This window comes from Streptococcus sanguinis, assembly GCF_019929145.1.
Classification (GTDB): domain Bacteria; phylum Bacillota; class Bacilli; order Lactobacillales; family Streptococcaceae; genus Streptococcus; species Streptococcus sanguinis_U.
On sequence record NZ_JAHZOW010000002.1, the window covers coordinates 134,928 to 152,953 of the forward strand.

22 protein-coding genes and 1 pseudogene are annotated in these 18,026 nt (G+C 44.3%); 18 read left to right on the forward strand and 5 right to left on the reverse strand.

Annotated elements, in window-relative coordinates:
* The first annotated feature begins 60 nt into the window (after window positions 1-60).
* The 8 genes from K1I94_RS06395 to K1I94_RS06430 all read left to right on the forward strand — a co-directional run bounded on the left by K1I94_RS06395 (window position 61) and on the right by K1I94_RS06430 (window position 5,545).
* On the forward strand, window positions 61-726 hold the full coding sequence (locus K1I94_RS06395; RefSeq protein WP_223314794.1) for a COG3942 and LysM peptidoglycan-binding domain-containing protein: 666 nt from the start codon (window positions 61-63) through the stop codon (window positions 724-726).
* 177 nt (window positions 727-903) lie between these two features.
* Window positions 904-1,428, forward strand: coding sequence for an FUSC family protein (locus K1I94_RS06400; protein WP_223314795.1), 525 nt, complete (start codon window positions 904-906; stop codon window positions 1,426-1,428).
* A gap of 80 nt (window positions 1,429-1,508) precedes the next feature.
* Window positions 1,509-1,874, forward strand: a complete 366-nt coding sequence (locus K1I94_RS06405; RefSeq protein WP_002896641.1) for a MerR family transcriptional regulator — start codon at window positions 1,509-1,511, stop codon at window positions 1,872-1,874.
* Window positions 1,875-1,905: 31 nt separating this feature from the next.
* Window positions 1,906-3,252, forward strand: a complete 1,347-nt coding sequence (glnA, locus tag K1I94_RS06410; protein WP_002896640.1) for a type I glutamate--ammonia ligase — start codon at window positions 1,906-1,908, stop codon at window positions 3,250-3,252.
* A gap of 54 nt (window positions 3,253-3,306) precedes the next feature.
* On the forward strand, window positions 3,307-3,726 hold the full coding sequence (locus K1I94_RS06415) for a GNAT family N-acetyltransferase (protein ID WP_223314796.1): 420 nt from the start codon (window positions 3,307-3,309) through the stop codon (window positions 3,724-3,726).
* Window positions 3,727-3,815: 89 nt separating this feature from the next.
* On the forward strand, window positions 3,816-4,235 hold the full coding sequence (locus K1I94_RS06420; RefSeq protein WP_125342602.1) for a VOC family protein: 420 nt from the start codon (window positions 3,816-3,818) through the stop codon (window positions 4,233-4,235).
* Window positions 4,228-4,815, forward strand: coding sequence for a TetR/AcrR family transcriptional regulator (locus tag K1I94_RS06425; RefSeq protein WP_223314797.1), 588 nt, complete (start codon window positions 4,228-4,230; stop codon window positions 4,813-4,815). The genes K1I94_RS06420 and K1I94_RS06425 overlap by 8 nt, the downstream gene beginning before the upstream one ends.
* Complete coding sequence (locus K1I94_RS06430; RefSeq protein ID WP_223314798.1) at window positions 4,799-5,545, forward strand: DNA alkylation repair protein; 747 nt, start codon at window positions 4,799-4,801, stop codon at window positions 5,543-5,545. The genes K1I94_RS06425 and K1I94_RS06430 overlap by 17 nt, the downstream gene beginning before the upstream one ends.
* 27 nt (window positions 5,546-5,572) lie before the next feature.
* Here the strand turns inward: K1I94_RS06430 and rnjA are convergent, their stop codons facing one another.
* The 3 genes from rnjA to K1I94_RS06445 all read right to left on the reverse strand — a co-directional run bounded on the left by rnjA (window position 5,573) and on the right by K1I94_RS06445 (window position 8,759).
* Complete coding sequence (rnjA, locus tag K1I94_RS06435) at window positions 5,573-7,255, reverse strand: ribonuclease J1 (RefSeq protein WP_002898451.1); 1,683 nt, start codon at window positions 7,253-7,255, stop codon at window positions 5,573-5,575.
* 3 nt (window positions 7,256-7,258) lie between these two features.
* Window positions 7,259-7,489: a DNA-dependent RNA polymerase subunit epsilon gene (locus K1I94_RS06440; RefSeq protein ID WP_048772151.1), complete on the reverse strand. Its 231-nt coding sequence runs from the start codon at window positions 7,487-7,489 to the stop codon at window positions 7,259-7,261.
* Between the two features lie 232 nt (window positions 7,490-7,721).
* Window positions 7,722-8,759, reverse strand: a complete 1,038-nt coding sequence (locus tag K1I94_RS06445; RefSeq protein ID WP_223314799.1) for an SDR family oxidoreductase — start codon at window positions 8,757-8,759, stop codon at window positions 7,722-7,724.
* A 136-nt stretch (window positions 8,760-8,895) separates the two neighbouring features.
* Between K1I94_RS06445 and K1I94_RS06450 the strand changes: the two are divergent.
* Window positions 8,896-9,204 (forward strand): annotated as a pseudogene (locus tag K1I94_RS06450) (MarR family winged helix-turn-helix transcriptional regulator); the annotation flags it as partial.
* Window positions 9,205-9,325: 121 nt separating this feature from the next.
* Here the strand turns inward: K1I94_RS06450 and K1I94_RS06455 are convergent.
* Window positions 9,326-10,378: an SDR family oxidoreductase gene (locus K1I94_RS06455; RefSeq protein WP_223314800.1), complete on the reverse strand. Its 1,053-nt coding sequence runs from the start codon at window positions 10,376-10,378 to the stop codon at window positions 9,326-9,328.
* Window positions 10,379-10,510: 132 nt separating this feature from the next.
* On the opposite strand from K1I94_RS06455, the gene K1I94_RS06460 reads away from it, so the two are divergent.
* The 8 genes from K1I94_RS06460 (at window position 10,511) to K1I94_RS06495 (ending at window position 15,870) form a co-directional block, all read left to right on the forward strand.
* The gene (locus K1I94_RS06460; RefSeq protein WP_000225125.1) at window positions 10,511-10,975 is read left to right on the forward strand and encodes a MarR family winged helix-turn-helix transcriptional regulator; all 465 of its coding nucleotides are present in this window, start codon (window positions 10,511-10,513) and stop codon (window positions 10,973-10,975) included.
* A gap of 9 nt (window positions 10,976-10,984) precedes the next feature.
* Window positions 10,985-11,671, forward strand: a complete 687-nt coding sequence (gene tsaB / locus K1I94_RS06465; RefSeq protein ID WP_223314801.1) for a tRNA (adenosine(37)-N6)-threonylcarbamoyltransferase complex dimerization subunit type 1 TsaB — start codon at window positions 10,985-10,987, stop codon at window positions 11,669-11,671.
* Window positions 11,668-12,120: a ribosomal protein S18-alanine N-acetyltransferase gene (gene rimI, locus K1I94_RS06470; protein WP_223314802.1), complete on the forward strand. Its 453-nt coding sequence runs from the start codon at window positions 11,668-11,670 to the stop codon at window positions 12,118-12,120. The genes tsaB and rimI overlap by 4 nt, the downstream gene beginning before the upstream one ends.
* The gene (tsaD, locus tag K1I94_RS06475; RefSeq protein ID WP_223314803.1) at window positions 12,110-13,120 is read left to right on the forward strand and encodes a tRNA (adenosine(37)-N6)-threonylcarbamoyltransferase complex transferase subunit TsaD; all 1,011 of its coding nucleotides are present in this window, start codon (window positions 12,110-12,112) and stop codon (window positions 13,118-13,120) included. The genes rimI and tsaD overlap by 11 nt, the downstream gene beginning before the upstream one ends.
* Window positions 13,121-13,129: 9 nt before the next feature.
* On the forward strand, window positions 13,130-13,825 hold the full coding sequence (locus tag K1I94_RS06480) for an AzlC family ABC transporter permease (RefSeq protein ID WP_223314804.1): 696 nt from the start codon (window positions 13,130-13,132) through the stop codon (window positions 13,823-13,825).
* A complete protein-coding gene (locus tag K1I94_RS06485) occupies window positions 13,815-14,153 on the forward strand; it encodes an AzlD domain-containing protein (RefSeq protein WP_223314805.1) in 339 nt (112 codons plus the stop codon). The genes K1I94_RS06480 and K1I94_RS06485 overlap by 11 nt, the downstream gene beginning before the upstream one ends.
* Window positions 14,154-14,276: 123 nt before the next feature.
* On the forward strand, window positions 14,277-15,023 hold the full coding sequence (locus K1I94_RS06490; RefSeq protein WP_002901543.1) for a class I SAM-dependent methyltransferase: 747 nt from the start codon (window positions 14,277-14,279) through the stop codon (window positions 15,021-15,023).
* Between the two features lie 106 nt (window positions 15,024-15,129).
* Window positions 15,130-15,870, forward strand: coding sequence for a MerR family transcriptional regulator (locus K1I94_RS06495; RefSeq protein ID WP_223314806.1), 741 nt, complete (start codon window positions 15,130-15,132; stop codon window positions 15,868-15,870).
* A 108-nt stretch (window positions 15,871-15,978) separates the two neighbouring features.
* On the opposite strand, the gene K1I94_RS06500 is transcribed toward K1I94_RS06495, so the two are convergent.
* A complete protein-coding gene (locus K1I94_RS06500; RefSeq protein ID WP_223314807.1) occupies window positions 15,979-17,154 on the reverse strand; it encodes a BaiN/RdsA family NAD(P)/FAD-dependent oxidoreductase in 1,176 nt (391 codons plus the stop codon).
* A 301-nt stretch (window positions 17,155-17,455) separates the two neighbouring features.
* On the opposite strand from K1I94_RS06500, the gene K1I94_RS06505 reads away from it, so the two are divergent.
* Window positions 17,456-17,950 carry a DUF536 domain-containing protein gene (locus K1I94_RS06505; RefSeq protein ID WP_002896624.1) on the forward strand — a complete coding sequence of 165 codons (495 nt, stop codon included), beginning with the start codon at window positions 17,456-17,458 and terminating at the stop codon, window positions 17,948-17,950.
* Window positions 17,951-18,026 lie beyond the last annotated feature (76 nt).

An 18,026-nucleotide genomic window follows, 5' to 3' on the forward strand; every position in this document is an offset into this window, starting at 1 on the left:
AACTGACATGTAAATGAGGTATGATTTTTTTATCATCAAATTATACGGAGAAAAACAGTTATGAAAAAAACATTTGCTAAAGCGACTCTTGGTTTAACTTCCACAGCTTTGTTAGCGACAATCGGCGCTCAAGCTGTCAATGCAGATTCTTACGTTGTCCAGCAAGGGGACTCTTTTTTTGCCATTGCTAGCGCCAATGGGATGAATCCTTACGAACTGGCTGCCAATAATGGAAAATCAATTTTTGATACGATTAACCCAGGAGATGTGCTGCAAGTAAATGGTACAGCTTTGGCACAGACTTACAATCCATACAGTGCTCCAGCTTATGAAGCGACAAGCGATGCTGCTTTGGTATCTGATACTGAAGATGTTGTCTTAAATACACCAACTGACTATGGCAATTCTTACCCAATCGGCCAATGTACTTGGGGCGTGAAAGAAATGGCTCCTTGGGCAAGCAACTGGTGGGGCAATGCTAATACTTGGGCAATCAATGCTGGTGCTCAGGGTTATGCAACAGGAAATGTCCCAGTAGCAGGCGCTATTGCAGTTTGGGATGGTGGCGAATACGGACATGTTGCTTATGTGACAGATGTGCAAAGCGACAGCTCTATCCAAGTCTTGGAAGCGAACTACAATCACCAAAAGCAGATTAACAACTATCGTGGCTACTTTAACCCGAATGAATTTATGGGTGGCGTTACTTATATTTATCCAAACTAAAGATAATAAAAACGAGGCTGGGACAGATAATGTCTCAGCTTTTAAATAGTCGATAGCTCTTGATGCGGTAGCTGATAGGGCTTTTTCTTTGTGCGGGAAAAGTCCTGAGCAGAAAGAGTTTTTTTGAGACGAAATATGTTAAAATGAAGAGAGGGAGGATTTCCTGGAAGGAGACTAATGAGTTATTTCAATAAGTACAAGTTTGATAAATCGAAATTTCGTCTGGGCATGCGTACCTTTAAGACCGGTCTGGCTGTCTTCATCATCCTATTGCTCTTTGGGCTTTTTGGTTGGAAAGGCCTGCAAATCGGTGCTTTGACTGCAGTCTTTAGTCTTCGTGAGGATTTTGATCAGAGTGTCCACTTCGGGACATCGCGAATCTTGGGAAACAGCATCGGTGGTTTTTACGCTCTGCTATTTTTCATTGCCAATAGTGTTTTTAAGGAGCAGTATTGGGTCACCCTCCTTTTGGTGCCGGTCTGTACTATGCTGACAATTATGACCAATGTCGCCATGAACAACAAGGCTGGAGTCATTGGTGGAGTATCTGCCATGCTGATTATTACTCTGTCCATTCGGCCGGAAGATACCATCCTGTATGTCTTTGCCAGAATCTTTGAAACCTTCATGGGGGTCTTTGTCGCGATTCTGGTAAATTCTGATATAGATCGGCTGCGAGCCATCTTTGAAAAGAAAAAATAAAATCTGTGTAAGAAAATCTAACATTATTTCTTGACATAAGATTTATTTCGTCCTATAATAGTGCGTAGAGAGGAATTTGAATGAAGGAAAAAGAGTTTCGCCGAAACATGGCAGTCTTTCCCATCGGCAGTGTTATGAAACTGACGGACCTATCTGCCCGTCAGATCCGTTATTATGAAGACCAGAACCTGATTACCCCTGCTCGGAATGAGGGCAATCGTCGGATGTATTCTTTGAATGATATGGACCGCCTTTTAGAAATTAAGGATTATATTTCAGAAGGTTATAATATCGCTGCGATTAAGAGGAAATATGCTGAGCGTGAAGCTAAGTCCCGCAAGACCATTAGTGACAAAGATGTCCGCCGTGCCCTGCATCATGACATCTTGCAGCAAGGCCGTTTTGCTTCTTCTCTGCCAACCTTTGGTCAGATGCGTCGACCATAGCTATTTTGTTTGAATTACAAGGAGAAATTTAATGTCTATTACAGCAGCTGATATCCGTCGCGAAGTAAAAGAGAAAAATGTTACCTTTATTCGTCTTATGTTCTCTGATATTTTAGGGACTATGAAGAATGTGGAAATTCCTGCCACGGATGAACAGCTTGACAAGGTCTTATCCAATAAAGCCATGTTTGATGGTTCTTCCATCGAAGGTTTTGTCCGTATCAATGAATCAGATATGTATCTTTATCCTGATCTAGATACTTGGACAGTCTTTCCCTGGGGAGATGAAAACGGCAGTGTAGCGGGTCTGATTTGTGATGTTTACACGACGGATCATGTACCGTTTCTAGGGGATCCTCGCAGTAACCTCAAGCGCGCACTCAAGCATATGGAAGAGCTGGGATTCAAGTCCTTTAACCTCGGACCAGAGCCAGAATTTTTCCTTTTTAAGCTGGATGAAAATGGCGATCCGACGCTGGAAGTAAATGACAAGGGCGGTTATTTTGACTTGGCGCCGACAGATTTGGCAGACAATACTCGCCGGGAAATCGTCAATGTCCTAACTAAGATGGGCTTTGAAGTAGAAGCTAGTCACCATGAGGTAGCAGTCGGCCAGCACGAGATTGACTTTAAATATGATGAAGTGCTTCGTGCTTGTGATAAAATTCAGATTTTTAAGCTGGTTGTGAAAACTATTGCTCGTAAGCACGGTCTTTATGCAACCTTTATGGCTAAGCCTAAGTTTGGCATTGCGGGATCTGGTATGCACTGTAATATGTCTCTCTTTGATCAAGACGGCAATAATGCTTTCTTCGATCCAGAAGATCCAAAAGGTATGCAACTGTCAGAAACAGCCTACCATTTCTTGGGTGGTTTGATTAACCATGCTTATAACTACACAGCTATCATGAATCCAACGGTCAACTCATACAAACGTCTGGTTCCTGGATATGAAGCACCAGTTTATATTGCTTGGGCAGGACGTAATCGTTCACCGTTGGTGCGCGTGCCAGCCTCTCGTGGTATGGGTACTCGCTTGGAGCTGCGTTCGGTTGATCCGATGGCCAATCCATATATTGCTATGGCAGTTCTCTTGGAAGTTGGCCTGCACGGTGTCGAAAATAAAATCGAAGCTCCAGCACCAATTGAAGAGAATATCTATATCATGACTCCAGAGGAGCGTAAGGAAGCTGGAATTACAGACCTACCATCAACTCTTCACAATGCCTTGAAGGCCTTGACAGAAGATGAAGTCGTTAAAGCGGCTCTTGGCGAGCATATCTATACGAGCTTCTTAGAAGCTAAGCGTATCGAGTGGGCTAGCTATGCAACCTTTGTCTCCCAATGGGAAGTGGATAATTATCTGGATTTATACTAAACTTAGAGCAGGAGGATTGGCATATCCCCTGCTTTTTCGTGGAGGAGGAGAAAGATGGAAAAATTTCATGATTTTATTAAGCGTGTTTTTGATGAGCAATATGAAGCCTATTTTGGTCCAGATATGCTTGAAAAACTTGAACCTCAAGATTATTATTTAAGTCGGGAGGAAGATGGCCAGTTAATTGCCTTGCTCCATGCCCAACAGGTGCTGGAAAATATTCATGTCAAGGCTTTGGTGGTGGATAAAGAACATCAGAAAAAAGGTTTGGGAGCCAGTCTGCTGGCAGAATTAGAAGAAAAGGCTGTAGAAGCTGGAGTAACTAGCATTACCTTGTCCACTAAATCTTATCAAGCCAAGGATTTTTATATCAAGCAAGGCTATGAAATCTACGCCAGTCTAACAGGTGTCCCACAAAAGGGCATTACCAAATATCATTTTATCAAACGATTAAACGGAGTCATTCTCAAATAGATGGAAGCCAATTTGGCTTCTGTTTTTTAATATTCATTTGCATACATTCAGTATGTATGTTAAAATATAGCTTAAGAAAAGGAGCACAAATGATTACTAGTTTATATCCGGTATTAATGAGTGAAGATGTCCATCAATCAGCACAATTTTTCATTGAGCATTTCCAATTTCAGGAAACCTTCCGTTCAGATTGGTATATTAGTTTAAAGAATATCGAGAGTGGTTTTGAGCTTGCTTTTATTGATAGCAAGCATGGTACAGTGCCACAAGCCTACCAGTCTGAGGCGAGTGGCCTAATCATCAATATCGAAGTTGACAATGTGGATTGTTTTTATGAAGAATTGCGTCAGCAAGAAGAAATGGAGTTCCTTCTTCCTATTAAGAGTGAAGATTTTGGTCAGCGCCATTTCATTGTGGAAGCGCCGGGTTCTGTTTTGGTTGATGTGATTCAAGTAATTCCACCTAGCGCTGAGTTTGCGGCAAATTATTTGGAGAGTGAAGATGAATAAAAAACAGCAGGCTTCTCTAGAGACAAGCAAGAAAATATTAGCTATCGCCCGGAAACATTTTTCTTTAAAGGGTTATGCAGAAACTTCCTTGGAAGAAATTGTAGATGAATTGGGAATGACAAGAGGCGCACTTTATCATCATTTCGGGAATAAGAAAACTTTATTTACCGCCGTACTGGCACAAATTCAGTCCGAACTGGGATTTTATGTAGAAAAAAATGCCCTGGAAGCACACGATTCTTGGGAGCAGTTGGTGGAAGGCTGTGTTGCTTTTGTTCGTTTTGCGACCTTGACCGAAAATAGACGTATTCTCCTGCTCGATGGTCCCAATGTCGTTGAGTGGAAAGAGTGGCGTCGTCAGGACGAGGCTAATTCTTTCTTTCATTTGAGAGAACAATTAGACATTTTATCTAAAGAAGGGAAACTTGTCTCTATTGATCTGGATATGGCAGCTCACATGATTTCAGGTGCCTTGAACGAGTTGTCTCTTTTTCTGGCTGAGAAAGAGGAAGAAGCAGAAGTCAGAGGAGCAGTGAGAAGTCTGTTAAGGGGATTTAAAAATCATGGCGAAAAAGGTTAAAGATTATTATGATTTGGTTTATGCGGAGGATTTGAGCCGTCGTTTGCAAAAAGTCACAGATAAGTTTGATGCTCAGCATTTTATGTCTCTAGTTGAAAGCGACTTAGAGGCTTTGGAATTTACTCAGCGTCAGGAGCTGCTGGCAAGGAGTATCAAAGAATGCTTGCCGCTTTCTTATGCTGATTCTCTGAAGGTTTTTGAGCAGATACTTGGTCCAGAGTTAGAGGGTGGCTTGGGCATGTTTTCAGAAGGATACTGGTTGTGGCCGATTGGCAAATACGTAGAACTTTACGGAGGTCAGGAATTCGAGTTAAGTGCAGCCTTTAGTAAGGAATTAACCAAGCGATTTACTGGAGAATTTTCCATGCGGCCCTTGCTGGCTAATTATCCTAGAGCTACGATGTATTTACTGCTAGAGTGGAGCCGAGATGAGAATATGCGCGTCCGCAGATTAGCTAGCGAGTGTATGCGGATTCGTCTGCCCTGGGCTAAGAAGCAGACTGTGGTTTTAGATTATTTTGATGAGTTTACCGCTATTTTAAGGAATCTAAAGGATGATGAGGATAAATCAATCCAAAAAAGTGTCGCTAATAATCTGAATGATTTATATAAAGAAGATCCTGAAAAGTTTGAGAGGGTTATTGGATCTTGGCAAGAGGAAAAATTGAGTCCGAGTTGCGCTTGGATTATCAAGCATGCTTCGCGAACAAAAAATAAAGCAGAAAAATAAGCTTTGCTAGTCTAGCAAAGCTTATTTTTAGTTGTCTTCGTCTGGTGTAAGCACCATCGGAATAATAATAGGTTCGCGCTCGGTACTTTCGTAGAGGAAAGGACGCAAGGCGTTGACGATAGCGCCGCTGACAGATTGGACGCTGGCATCTTTATTCTTGAGAGCAATGCGAATGGCATTGAAGAGGATGCGCTGGCTTTGGCGAATGAGGTCACCTGATTCGCGCATGTAGATAAAGCCACGGCTGAGAATATCTGGACCGGCTAAAATCATCTTGGACTCAAAGTCAACCGTCGCAACAGCCAGGACAACACCATCCTCTGACAGGTCTTTACGGTCGCGCAGGACTGCAGCTCCGATTTCACCAATGCGGTTCCCATCAACATAAATATCCTGAGCGTTGAAGCTGCCGGCAATACGAGCTGAGTCAGCTGTCAGAGCCAGCACATCACCATTGCTCATGATGAAGATATTGTCTTTTGGTACTCCAGTATCAACGGCTAGACCTGCATGGACTTTCTGCATACGGTATTCCCCATGGACTGGCATGAAATATTTTGGCTTAATCAAGCGAAGCATGAGTTTCTGCTCTTGTTGGCCACCGTGTCCAGAGGTGTGGATGTTGTTAATCTTACCGTGAATCACTTCTACACCAGCCTCGGAAATGATATTAATCAGCTTGTTAACGCTGGTCGTATTACCAGGGATAGGGCTAGATGAGAAGATAACTGTATCTCCTGGCTGCAGCTGAACCTGACGATGGGTACCATTGGCAATCCGAGACAGGGCTGCCATCGGCTCACCCTGACTTCCGGTACACATAATCAGCACTTCGCCAGCTGGATAGTCCTTGAGTTCATTTGGCTCGATGAAGGTATCTTTAGGAACCTTGATATAGCCCAGTTCAATCCCGTTGACAATAGCCTTTTCCATGGATCGGCCAAAGACCGCAATCTTACGACCGGTCTTGACAGCTGCATCTGCTGCCTGCTGGAGCCGGAAGATGTTTGAAGCAAAGGAGGCGAAAATAATCCGCCCGTGGATGCCTTCGATAATCTTCATGATAGACTGTCCGACCACTTTTTCGGAATTGGTAAAGGTCGGAACTTCAGCATTGGTCGAGTCAGATAGGAGACAGAGCACACCTTCCTCGCCCAGAGCGGCCATACGGTGCAAGTCTGCCGGCTCACCGACTGGTGTAAAGTCAAACTTGAAGTCACCGGTACAGACAATCTTACCCTGCGGGGTATGGATGACAATTCCCAAAGGCTCTGGAATAGAGTGGGTTGTCCGGAAGAAAGTAGCTTTCAGATGCTTGAACTGCAGTTCTGTGTTTTGATTGATTTCATAGAGCTTGGCATCGCGCAAAAGTCCATGTTCTTCTAGCTTGCCGCGAATGAGGGCCAAGGCCAAAGGACCGGCATAGATAGGAACATTGGCTTGCTTGAGCAGGAAAGGAATACCGCCGATATGGTCCTCGTGCCCGTGGGTGATGAGGACAGCTTTTACGCGGTCAATATTTTCCACGATATAAGAGTAGTCGGGAATGACATAGTCAATTCCTAGCAGGTCGTCTTCTGGGAATTTGATACCGGCATCCACGATGATGATTTCATTTTGGTATTCAATCCCGTAGGTGTTTTTACCGATTTCGCCTAACCCACCAATCGCAAAAACGCCAACTTCTTTGGGTTTTAAGGTATATGCCATGGGTTAGAACTCCGTCAATTCAAAAGTGCCTGACTCTTTTTCGTATTCGAGGTGTTTGTCAGACAAGAGCTCGATAAATTCAATATTGTAAGGGGTATTTTCTTCGACTAACTTACGAGCCTGAATGCGGCCTTCCAACTCGCTGTCAGCTTGAATATCCAAATAGAGGGCACGTGTCTTTTCACGGCGCGGACTGCGCTCTTTTGTTTCCTGATAAAAAACTTTGTAAATCATTACATTTCCTTTCATATTTTCATGATTAACCTGCAGAAAACAACAGCTGATTAGCTGTTTTCTTTTATTTAATTCTGAGTAGTAGATTAATCCTGATTCGTTACAATTATAATGATTATAACATAAAATAAGGGAATAGTAAAAGGTGGAGATAAGAAAATGTAAGAGTGATTTAGTCTAAAAGCATTCGGATTCCATATTTCTGAAATGCCTGTTCTGGATATTTTTAATCTTATGAGAGATAGCCGTGCTCTTTGTACCAAGCTAGGACATCTTTGAGAGTTTCTTCAAAGGGACGGAAATGGGCTCCCAACTCATTTTGGGATTTTGCAGAATTGAAATGTGTCCGGAGATATTCCTCTTCGGTAGAGGTCACAGCAGCCTTACTCAATAAAATAGGACGTTTTGTTAGGCGATGATATAGTTCATTGGACTGAGCAATTATCTTTAGAATAAAAAGAGGAATCCGTCTAGTTGGAGCGGCAACTCCGCTGACCGCTTCTAGGTTTTTCAATAATTCTTCCATCGTCATATGCCTACCAGCTGCTAAATATCGTTCTCCTTGTCGGCCATACTGCATAGCCAGGATTTCGCAGTCTGCTACGTCTCGGGCATCTACGACGCTGTAGCTACCGGGAATGATTCCAGGCAGTTTTTTATGAACAAAATCGAAAATCAACTGTCCCGCAGAGGTGGGACCGATATCGCCTGGCCCAAACATAAATCCAGGCAGGACAAAACTAACAAAAAAATCAGGATGTTTTTTTGAAAAATCTAAGAGGACCTCTTCGCTTAATATCTTACTGCGGTAGTAGTCATTGCTTGTATTCCTGCTGCGTAGCATGCTTTCATCAATCAGTTGATTTTGTTCACCATAGAGAACTGCAATTGATGAGGTATGGACCGCCTGACGAATGCCAGCTTTATAAGCGGCTTCAAAAAGTTCCAAACTACCCTTCACATTGGTATTATACAGTTCTTGCCAGTGCTGACCACCTTTCAAACTATCTCGAAAGAAAGCAGCTGTGTGAAAAAGACTATCACAACCTTGCATATGATTTTGATAGCTGTCTGGCTGGCAAATATCTCCTTCAATGAAATGGATTGGCAAATTGCCAAACTGTTCTAAGGCTTTCTGTCGAGAGCGTACTAAAGCAGTCACCTGAATTCCTTTTTTTAGAAGGGCTTGCACTAGATTATTTCCTAATAAACCTGTTGCGCCAGTAACGAAGGCGTGGTGAATACTTCGGCTTTGGTGTTTTGGGGGCATGGATATTCTCCTTAAATCATATTTAGATGACATGTCATCTATTCTCTTATTTTATATTTTGCAAGATTAATTGTCAACAATTAAGGGAATTAGTGTAAAATAGATACAGAAGAAATTTGCAAAGGACGGGAATAGAATGTCATCTTTAGGAGACCGTTTTAGATATTTATTCAGAAGTGCGGAAAATCTAGCGATGAGAGAATATAGCAACTCTTTAAAGCCCCTGGGAGTGACTCCGAATCAAAGTGAAGTTCTACTGGTCTTGGGACAATATGCTCCAATTTCTTTAAAAGCTTTGGGTGAATTGATTATCTGTGAGGAAAAGAGTCCTAGCCGTTTGGTTCAATCCTTAATCAGAAAAGGCTTAATTTGCAAGGAAGTATCCAAAGATGATAAAAGAAGCACTATTTTATTTTTAACGTCTGCAGGTCGTGATTTGCTTCCACATTAGAAGAGCAGGAAGCAAGTCGGGACGGTGAATTTCAGAGACGGTTTTTCAGCCAAAGCGGCTTGACAAAAAGAAAAATCAAGCGATGAACATTTGGTCACTTGATTTTGAGGGCTGCTTATTTGGCGAAATAGCCGTGCTTGCGGTACCAATCTACCACGTCAGCTAAGCTTTCTTCGAGAGGGCGATGCTGTCCGCCTAGCTCGCTCTCGGTTTTGGCAAAGCTAAAATTACTTTTGAGATATTCTTCGGCCATGAGATGAGCGAGCTCATTGGTAACCAAAATTGGTTTTTTGGTGAGCCGGTGGTAGAGCTCACTTGTTTGGGCATAGATTTTGACGAAAAGAGGGGAGATCTTGCGCTTGGGGGCGGGAACGCCAGTGATTTTTTCCAGTATTTGGTACAATTCTGTCATGGTCACTTGCCGTCCAACTGCCAGATAGCGCTCCTTTGAGCGTCCGTATTTCATGGCGCGGAGATGAATATCTGCTACATCTCTAGCATCCACCATATTATAGCTAGCCTTTAAGATACCTGGAAGTTTTTGCTCTACAAAATTGATAATCAGCTGCCCACTGGAGGTCGGACCAAGGTCTCTAGGACCCAACATTACACTCGGCAAGATAAAGCAACCGAAAACATCTGAATGCTTGTCCAAGAAATCACGAACGGCCTCTTCACTCAAAATCTTGCTGCGATAGTAATCAAAAGGAGTATCTTTTGAGCGAGACATGCTTTCATCGATTAGCTGATTGGCCTCACCTTCCAGTACGACACAGGAGGAAGTATGGACAAATTGGCGGATACCAGCCTCGTAAGCAGCTTCTAGGAGGTTATTTGTGCCTATAATATTAGTGTCGTAGAGCTCCTGCCAGTGCTTGCCGCCTTTATAATTATCGCGGAAAAAAGCAGCGGTATGAAAGAGGCTGTCGCAGCCTGCTAGATAGTCACGATAGCTTTCGGGCTCTAAAATATCCCCCTTGACAATCTGGATAGGCAGGTCGGCAAATTGTTTGCGCGCTTTTTTCTCGGAGCGAACGAGAGCGGTCACTTGAATGTTTTCTTTTAGCAGAGCACGCACGAGATTATTTCCTAAAAGACCGGTCGCACCAGTCACAAAAGCGTGGGTCATTGTTCTAGCTGGTTTTTGATTTGTAGGGTTTGGGGTCATCCGTTTTTCCTCCTTTTGCAAATAGATGATATATCATCTATTTAAGATTTTATATTTTTTAACTAAAATTGTCAACAATTTACCTAATCTAGTGTAAAATAGTATAGAAGTGATTTTTGAAAGGAGAGCAGCGTGGTAGCAGAAGGAATTCGATTTGGCTATTTGTTTAGAAGTGCAGAGAGCTTAGCGACGAGAGAATATGGGAAGTTGCTAGAGCCTTTGGGAATTACGCCCAATCAAAGCGAGGTCTTGCTCGTTTTGGGCGAACATGCTCCGCTGTCTCTCAAGGGCTTGGGGGAATCCCTGATTTGTGAGGAAAAAAGCCCTAGTCGCTTGGTGCAGGCTTTGATTAAAAAAGGCTTGGTCAAGAAGGAAATTTCTAGCAAGGACAAGCGCAGTTCTCGCTTGAGCTTGACTGCTGCTGGAGCGGATTTGCTGCCCAAGATTGCTGAGCAAGAAGCGATTTTTGGAAAACACTTGGCGCAGCAAGTGCCTAATTTGGAGGCTTTTAGCCAGATTTTAGAGGAATTTTTGGTAGATAGTTTCTACGAAGACAAATTAAAACGCCGCTCACTTTGGCGGCAAGAGGAAAAATAGAGGATAAGCATGAAGATTGCAGCTTTTGATACGTCAAGTAAGGCGCTGACGCTCGCGATTTTAGAGGACGAGACCTTGCTGGCGCAGATGACTTTAAATATAAAGAAAAACCACAGCATTACCCTGATGTCGGCTATTGATTTTCTGATGAATAGTCTGGACATGAAGCCGACGGATTTGGATCGTATCGTAGTTGCTCAGGGTCCGGGCAGCTACACAGGTCTGCGAATGGCGGTGGCGACAGCCAAGACTCTGGCTCATACCCTCAAGATTGAGCTGGTCGGTGTGTCTAGTTTGCTGGCTTTAGTCCCAGAGCAGGTGGAAGGTTTGGTCATTCCTGTCATGGATGCCCGCCGCAATAATGTCTATGCTGGCTTTTATCAGTCTGGTCAGTCTGTACGGCCGGAGGCTCATCTGCCATTGGCAGAGGTTTTGGAAATAGCTGGCGTTGCTAACCAATCAGTCACCTTTGTCGGAGAAACGACAGCTTTTACGGAGCAGATTGAAGCTGCTCTTCCTGGGGTATCGGTTCAGCCGACTTTACCAGATGCGGCAGTTATTGGTCGTCTCGGTTTAGACCTGCCAGCCCAGTCTATTCATGACTTTGTTCCTAACTATCTCAAGCGGGTAGAAGCCGAGGAAAATTGGCTCAAGACCCACCAGGAATCCAGTAATTCTTACATTCAGCGCCTATGATTAAGTTGAGAAAATGGAGCGACAGCTCGGATGTGGACGTGGCAGTTCTAGCGGAAGAGCTGGAACAGCTCTTACTTGCAGTCTATGTGGTCAGCCCTTGGACTGTGGGTCAATTGGAAGAGGTCCTGCTCTCGAATGTGAATAGATGTGCGCTAGCAGAAGATGGGAGTCAGCTTGTCGGCTTTTTAGTCTGGCAGGAGACAGACTTTGAAGCAGAAGTTCTGCAGATTGCTGTATTGCCTAACTATCAGGGGCAGAAAATCGCGACAGCCTTGTTTGACTTTTTGCCTGCCGACAAGGAAATATTCCTCGAAGTGAGAGAGTCGAACAGGCCAGCTCTGCTATTTTACAAAAAAGAAAAATTTGAAGAAATCGCGCGGCGGAAGGCCTACTACCATGCGCCGGTGGAAGATGCGATTGTCATGAAAAGAGAGATCCATGAAAGATAGATATATTTTAGCTTTTGAGACATCTTGCGACGAGACCAGTGTGGCGGTTCTGAAGAATGAGACGGAGCTTTTGAGCAATGTCATTGCCAGCCAGATTGAGAGCCACAAGCGTTTTGGCGGAGTGGTACCGGAAGTGGCCAGCCGTCACCATGTGGAGGTCATTACGGTTTGCATTGAGGAGGCTTTGGCAGAAGCAGGGATTAGCGAGGAGCAGGTCACAGCGGTGGCCGTTACCTACGGTCCTGGTCTGGTTGGGGCGCTTCTGGTCGGCTTGGCGGCGGCCAAGTCTTTTGCTTGGGCTCATGATATTCCCTTGATTCCGGTCAATCACATGGCTGGACACCTGATGGCAGCTCAGAGCGTGGAGCCCTTGGAATTTCCCTTGCTGGCTCTCTTGGTCAGTGGCGGCCATACCGAGCTGGTCTATGTTAGTCAGGCTGGTGACTATAAGATTGTGGGGGAAGCTCGCGATGATGCGGTCGGTGAAGCCTATGATAAGGTCGGTCGAGTCATGGGCCTGACCTATCCAGCAGGCCGGGAGATTGATCAGCTGGCTCATGAGGGACAGGATATTTATGATTTTCCGCGGGCCATGATTAAGGAAGACAATCTGGAATTTTCTTTTTCTGGTCTCAAGTCGGCCTTTATCAACCTGCACCACAATGCCCGGCAAAAAGGAGAGGTCTTGTCTAATCAAGACCTGTCAGCAAGCTTTCAGGCGGCGGTCATGGATATTCTCATGGTCAAGACTAAGAAAGCGCTGGAAAAATATCCAGTCAAGACTCTGGTCGTGGCGGGCGGTGTTGCGGCCAATCAAGGCCTGAGAGAACGCTTGGCAGCTGAGATTCAGGATGTTAAGGTGATCATTCCGCCTCTGCGCCTTTGCGGTGACAATGCTGGTATGATTGCCTATGCCAGTGTCAGTGAGTGGAATAAGGAAAATTTTGCCAGTTTGGACCTGAATGCTAAGCCAAGCCTGGCTTTTGAAACTATGGAGTAAAGGAGAAGAATGCGCGGACAGACATTTAAACAGGGTGCAAAAGCAGCAGTGCCAACGGCTCTGGGTTATATTGGGATTGGTCTAGCCTGCGGCATCATGGCATCGCCTTATATGAATCCCTTGGAGATGGGGTTGATGAGTGTTCTGGTTTATGCCGGCAGTGCCCAGTTTGCTATGATTGGTTTATTTGCCCAGCAGGCGCCGGTTTTGGCCATCGCACTGACTGTTTTTCTCATCAATATCCGGCATCTTCTGCTCTGTCTGCATGCATCAACTTTTTTTCGGAAGTCTAACTTGATGCAGAATATTGTCATTGGATCTTTTTTGACTGATGAATCTTATGGAGTTTTGATGGGGGAGCAGGTGCATACAGAAGAGATTGCGGTTAGCTGGATGATGGGGAACAATTTTATGAGTTATGCTTCTTGGATTGTGGGAACTGTTTTTGGGACAGCTCTCGGCGCCCTTCTGCCCAATCCTGAAAGCTTTGGTCTGGATTTTGCCCTAGTCTCCATGTTTATCGGTATCTTCTCTTCTCAGTTTACAATCATGCTGCGACGGGTCAAGATAAAGAAGCTCTTTTTAGTTCTGGGTGTTGTGGGCCTTGCCTACTTAGTCCTAACTATGCTACTTCAAAATTCGCTGGCGGTGCTTTTTGCAACCTTGCTAGGCTGTACAGTGGGGGTGCTTTTGGATGATAAGTAAATATATTTTGCTGGCCATTCTTTTGTCAGCCCTGGTCACTTGGATTCCGCGGATTTTGCCCTTTATCCTAGTCAAGTACAAGGGTCTTCCGCCTATGGCAGAGCGTTTCCTCAAATATTTGCCAGTTTCCATCATCTTTGCCCTTATCCTATCCAGCGTCACCAATGCTAAAACGGGCCAGTTTCCAAGTTTTAAATGGTTGGATTTACTGGCTGTTTTTCCGACTTGCTATGTGGCTTTTAAGTATAAGAACTTAATTGCAACTGTTGTGTTTGGTGTAGTCTTGGTGGCCTTGTTGCGCTATCTAGCTGGATTTCTTGGCTTGTAAAGAAGATACAAGACAGATTGAATCGGTCGATTCGGTCTGTTTTTTTGCTAAATTCTAAGAATTGTCTGAAAATATAATATTTTGTGCTATAATGGAAGCAATCAAAATCATGGAGGTTCGGAAATGGCAGAAGCAGGTCATAAATTTTTAGCAAAATTAGGAAAGAAACGTCTTCGTCCCGGTGGTAAGCTGGCAACAGACTGGTTGATAGAGCAGGGGCAGTTTTCCAGCGATAAGAAAGTTCTAGAGGTTGCCTGCAATATGGGAACCACAACGATCGAGCTAGCTAAAAAATATGGCTGTCAGATTACTGCAGTTGATTTGGATAAGGCTGCGCTGGCTCAGGCTAAGCTTAATGGTGACAAAGCTGGTGTTAGTGAACTCGTCACATTTGAGCAGGCTAATGCCATGAAGCTGCCTTATGATGATAATTCTTTTGATATCGTTATCAATGAAGCCATGCTGACCATGCAGACAGATAAGGGGAAGGCCAAATGTATGGAGGAGTACTACCGGGTGCTGAAGCCAGGCGGAGTGCTCCTCACACACGATGTCATTCTCAAACAAAAAGATGAGAATGTCCGGGAAGAGCTATCTCGTGCGATTAATGTCAATGTCGGTCCTCTGACAGAAGGTTCTTGGATTCAGCTGGCCCGCTCTCACGCTTTTGACCGTGTAGACACCTTTGTCGGTGAAATGACCTTGATGAGTCTTCGAGGGATGATATATGACGAAGGACTGGGCGGCACTCTGAAAATCTGCTTCAATGCCCTTAAAAAAGAGAACTACGGCCAGTTTATGAAGATGTTTAAGATGTTCCAAAAGAATCAAGAAAAACTGGGCTTCATAGCCATGGTTTCTCGTAAATAATTGCTAGACGCTTTGGGAACTTTAAATAGGTTTAAAAAAATTTCTAAAAAAACTTGACTCTACCCTTAGGTCAGGGTTTATACTATAGTGGCAAGGAGGCAATTACATGTACCACATCAAAGAAGCGGCACAACTGTCAGGTGTTTCTGTAAAAACCCTGCATCATTACGATAAAATCGGACTGTTAGTCCCAGCCAAATCAGAAAATGGCTATCGGATATACAGCCAAGCTGATTTAGAGCGGCTGCAGGTCATCCTTTACTATAAGTATCTTGGTTTTTCTTTGGAGAAAATAGCAGAGCTGCTGAGTCAGGACGATCAGGCCTTATTGCCGCATTTGGTTAGGCAGTTAGAGTATTTGCAGCAGGAAAGAGACCGCTTGGATACCTTGATTTCCACCTTACAAAAAACCATCCAAGATGAAAAGGGAGAAAGAAAGATGACAATGAAAGAAAAATTCGCAGGCTTTACCTACGAAGACAATCACAAATATCATCAAGAAGCCGTCGAAGAATACGGTCAAGAAGTCATGGCAGAAGCATTAACTCGTCAAAATGGACGGGAAGAAGAATCTGCTGCAGCCTTCAACCAAGTTTTTCAGAGTCTGGCAGAGAATATGCAGCAAGGCTTGCCAGTTGAGGCAGCAGAAAATCAAGAGCAGGCTACACGTCTCTTACAAGCCATTCGCACTTACGGTTTTGACTGCTCGCTGCAAGTCTTTGCTCACATCGGTCAGGGCTATGTCCACAATCCAGAATTCAAGAAAAATATCGATCAATTTGGACCAGGCACTGCCCAGTACACAGCAGATGTGATTGCAGTTTACGTTCGGACAAATGCAGAATAAAATCTGGTGAGAATATTCTGCACTGCACCCCAAAAGTTAGTTAACTTTTAGAGTGCAGTGCAATGTTCCTCGACCAGTTTTTTCAATTACTTTAAAATATTTTTCTAATCACTCATAATGCAAGCTTCCTGCCACCCAGCCGGTGCAGAGGGCAGATGTGATGTTGAAGCCGCCCGTGTGGGCATTGATGTCTAGGACCTCTCCAGCGAAGTGGAGGCCGGGAACCAGTTTGCTTTCCAGAGTTTTGGGATTAATTTCTTTGAGGCTGACGCCACCCTTGGTTACAAAGGACTTGGCCAGGGACATTTTGCCAGTGACAGGGATGGCTAGTTCTTTGATTTGCTTGATGAGGGCTTCTTTTTCAATGAGATTGAGTTGTTTGACTTTCTCGGGAAAGGTCTGGGCAAAAAAGTCTGCCATTCGCTCGGGTAGGAGGATTTTCAGGCAGTTCTTCAACGATTTTTCCCGGTTTTCTTCTAAAAAGTCCGCCAGATCCTGCTGACTCATCTGAGGAAGGACATCCAGAAAGATGGTTTCTCCACCCTTGACAAAGCTAGACAAGCGCAGGGCTGCCGGGCCTGATAGGCCAAAGTGAGTAAAGAGCAGGTCGTGGGTAATGACATGCTTGCCATAGCTGAGGGTCACATCGTCCAGCGAAATCCCCTGAAGCGCTTTGTGAGGAAAGTCAGTCAGAAGAGGACTTTCAGCAGCTTCTAGGTCAGTCACTGTGTGCTTGAAGTGTCGGGCAATATCATGACCGAAGCCTGTCGAGCCTGTTGAAGGGTAGGACTTGCCGCCAGTCGTCACAATCAATTTCTGGCAGGTCCAAGTTTGGTCGCTGGATCTGACAGTGAAAAGCTCATCAGTTTTTTTGACGGAGACGATTTCGGTATTGGTGATGACAGTGCCATCCAGCTCTGCAATTTTCTTTTCCAAAGCTTCGATAATAGTGCGGGACTTGTCTGTCGCTGGGAAAACACGTCCGTGGTCCTCAACCTTGAGTTTGACACCATTCTCAGTGAAAAAGTTGATGATATCATGGTTGTCAAACTGGGAAAAAACGCTGTAAAGAAAGCGCCCGTTGCCAGGAATACCGGCCATGAGGTCATCTAGGTTTCCGTTGTTGGTCACATTGCAGCGCCCGCCGCCTGTACCGGCTAGTTTCTTGCCCAATCGTTTATTTTTCTCAAGGAGCAAGGTCTTCTGTCCGTAGAAAGAACTGGAAATGGCAGCCATCATGCCAGCTGGTCCTCCGCCGATGATGATTGTGTCGAAATGGTTCATTGGTGGTTTCCTTTCGTAGAGAGTGGTTCCTATCAGTTAGTCAGAAATCTTGTGCTTCCTTGGTGAGCAGGATTTTGCTATCTTGCAGATGTTCTTGGAAGACTATAGCTGAACATCTCTAGTTTTCTAAATTCATTCGATTTTTTCATTTCTTTTACTAGACTAATCTGTCTCATTGTATCATAAAAAAGTGCTAAAAAGATAGGAGTCAGGCTCAAAAAATATTGTGAAATTTGACAGTTAAGGCTTGATATGATAAGATTTAGGTATCTACAAACTAGAAAAAGTTTTTGAGGAAATTATGGCAATTGAAAAGACAGTCAGCGAGTTAGCCGAGATTCTTGGAGTTAGCCGCCAGGCGATTAACAATCGTGTCAAGGCACTGCCGCCAGAAGATACGGAAAAGAACGAAAAAGGAGTCACGGTGGTGACCCGCAGCGGCTTGATTAAGCTGGAAGAGATTTATAAGAAAACTATTTTTGAAGATGAACCTGTTAGCGAAGATGTGAAGCAACGCGAGCTGATGGAAATCTTGGTGGATGAAAAAAATGCTGAGATTGTGCGTCTCTATGAACAGCTTAAAGCCAAGGATAGCCAGCTGGCTAAGAAAGATGAGCAGTTGCGCATCAAGGATGTCCAGATTGCTGAAAAGGACAAGCAGCTGGACCAGCAGCAGCAGCTGACAGCTAAGGCTATGAATGAGCGTGAGACCTTGCTGTTGGAGTTGGATGAAGCTAAGGAAAAGGTGCAGGAGCAGGAAAGCAAGGGCTTCTGGGCACGTTTATTTGGAAAATAAAAATAAGGTTGGGACATCTGTCTCAACCTTGTTTTAAATAAGAATCGCTTTTTAGCAAGTTTTGTATCGTTCACAA

What these genes read in the sequence shown, in the direction of transcription:
- K1I94_RS06395 (WP_223314794.1), top strand. Translation starts at nt 61, where the DNA reads ATGAAAAAAACATTTGCTAAAGCGACTCTTGGTTTAACTTCCACAGCT.
- K1I94_RS06400 (WP_223314795.1), top strand. Translation starts at nt 904, where the DNA reads ATGAGTTATTTCAATAAGTACAAGTTTGATAAATCGAAATTTCGTCTG.
- K1I94_RS06405 (WP_002896641.1), top strand. Translation starts at nt 1,509, where the DNA reads ATGAAGGAAAAAGAGTTTCGCCGAAACATGGCAGTCTTTCCCATCGGC.
- glnA (WP_002896640.1), top strand. Translation starts at nt 1,906, where the DNA reads ATGTCTATTACAGCAGCTGATATCCGTCGCGAAGTAAAAGAGAAAAAT.
- K1I94_RS06415 (WP_223314796.1), top strand. Translation starts at nt 3,307, where the DNA reads ATGGAAAAATTTCATGATTTTATTAAGCGTGTTTTTGATGAGCAATAT.
- K1I94_RS06420 (WP_125342602.1), top strand. Translation starts at nt 3,816, where the DNA reads ATGATTACTAGTTTATATCCGGTATTAATGAGTGAAGATGTCCATCAA.
- K1I94_RS06425 (WP_223314797.1), top strand. Translation starts at nt 4,228, where the DNA reads ATGAATAAAAAACAGCAGGCTTCTCTAGAGACAAGCAAGAAAATATTA.
- K1I94_RS06430 (WP_223314798.1), top strand. Translation starts at nt 4,799, where the DNA reads ATGGCGAAAAAGGTTAAAGATTATTATGATTTGGTTTATGCGGAGGAT.
- rnjA (WP_002898451.1), bottom strand. Translation starts at nt 7,255, where the DNA reads ATGGCATATACCTTAAAACCCAAAGAAGTTGGCGTTTTTGCGATTGGT.
- K1I94_RS06440 (WP_048772151.1), bottom strand. Translation starts at nt 7,489, where the DNA reads ATGATTTACAAAGTTTTTTATCAGGAAACAAAAGAGCGCAGTCCGCGC.
- K1I94_RS06445 (WP_223314799.1), bottom strand. Translation starts at nt 8,759, where the DNA reads ATGCCCCCAAAACACCAAAGCCGAAGTATTCACCACGCCTTCGTTACT.
- K1I94_RS06455 (WP_223314800.1), bottom strand. Translation starts at nt 10,378, where the DNA reads ATGACCCCAAACCCTACAAATCAAAAACCAGCTAGAACAATGACCCAC.
- tsaB (WP_223314801.1), top strand. Translation starts at nt 10,985, where the DNA reads ATGAAGATTGCAGCTTTTGATACGTCAAGTAAGGCGCTGACGCTCGCG.
- rimI (WP_223314802.1), top strand. Translation starts at nt 11,668, where the DNA reads ATGATTAAGTTGAGAAAATGGAGCGACAGCTCGGATGTGGACGTGGCA.
- tsaD (WP_223314803.1), top strand. Translation starts at nt 12,110, where the DNA reads ATGAAAGATAGATATATTTTAGCTTTTGAGACATCTTGCGACGAGACC.
- K1I94_RS06480 (WP_223314804.1), top strand. Translation starts at nt 13,130, where the DNA reads ATGCGCGGACAGACATTTAAACAGGGTGCAAAAGCAGCAGTGCCAACG.
- K1I94_RS06485 (WP_223314805.1), top strand. Translation starts at nt 13,815, where the DNA reads ATGATAAGTAAATATATTTTGCTGGCCATTCTTTTGTCAGCCCTGGTC.
- K1I94_RS06490 (WP_002901543.1), top strand. Translation starts at nt 14,277, where the DNA reads ATGGCAGAAGCAGGTCATAAATTTTTAGCAAAATTAGGAAAGAAACGT.
- K1I94_RS06495 (WP_223314806.1), top strand. Translation starts at nt 15,130, where the DNA reads ATGTACCACATCAAAGAAGCGGCACAACTGTCAGGTGTTTCTGTAAAA.
- K1I94_RS06500 (WP_223314807.1), bottom strand. Translation starts at nt 17,154, where the DNA reads ATGAACCATTTCGACACAATCATCATCGGCGGAGGACCAGCTGGCATG.
- K1I94_RS06505 (WP_002896624.1), top strand. Translation starts at nt 17,456, where the DNA reads ATGGCAATTGAAAAGACAGTCAGCGAGTTAGCCGAGATTCTTGGAGTT.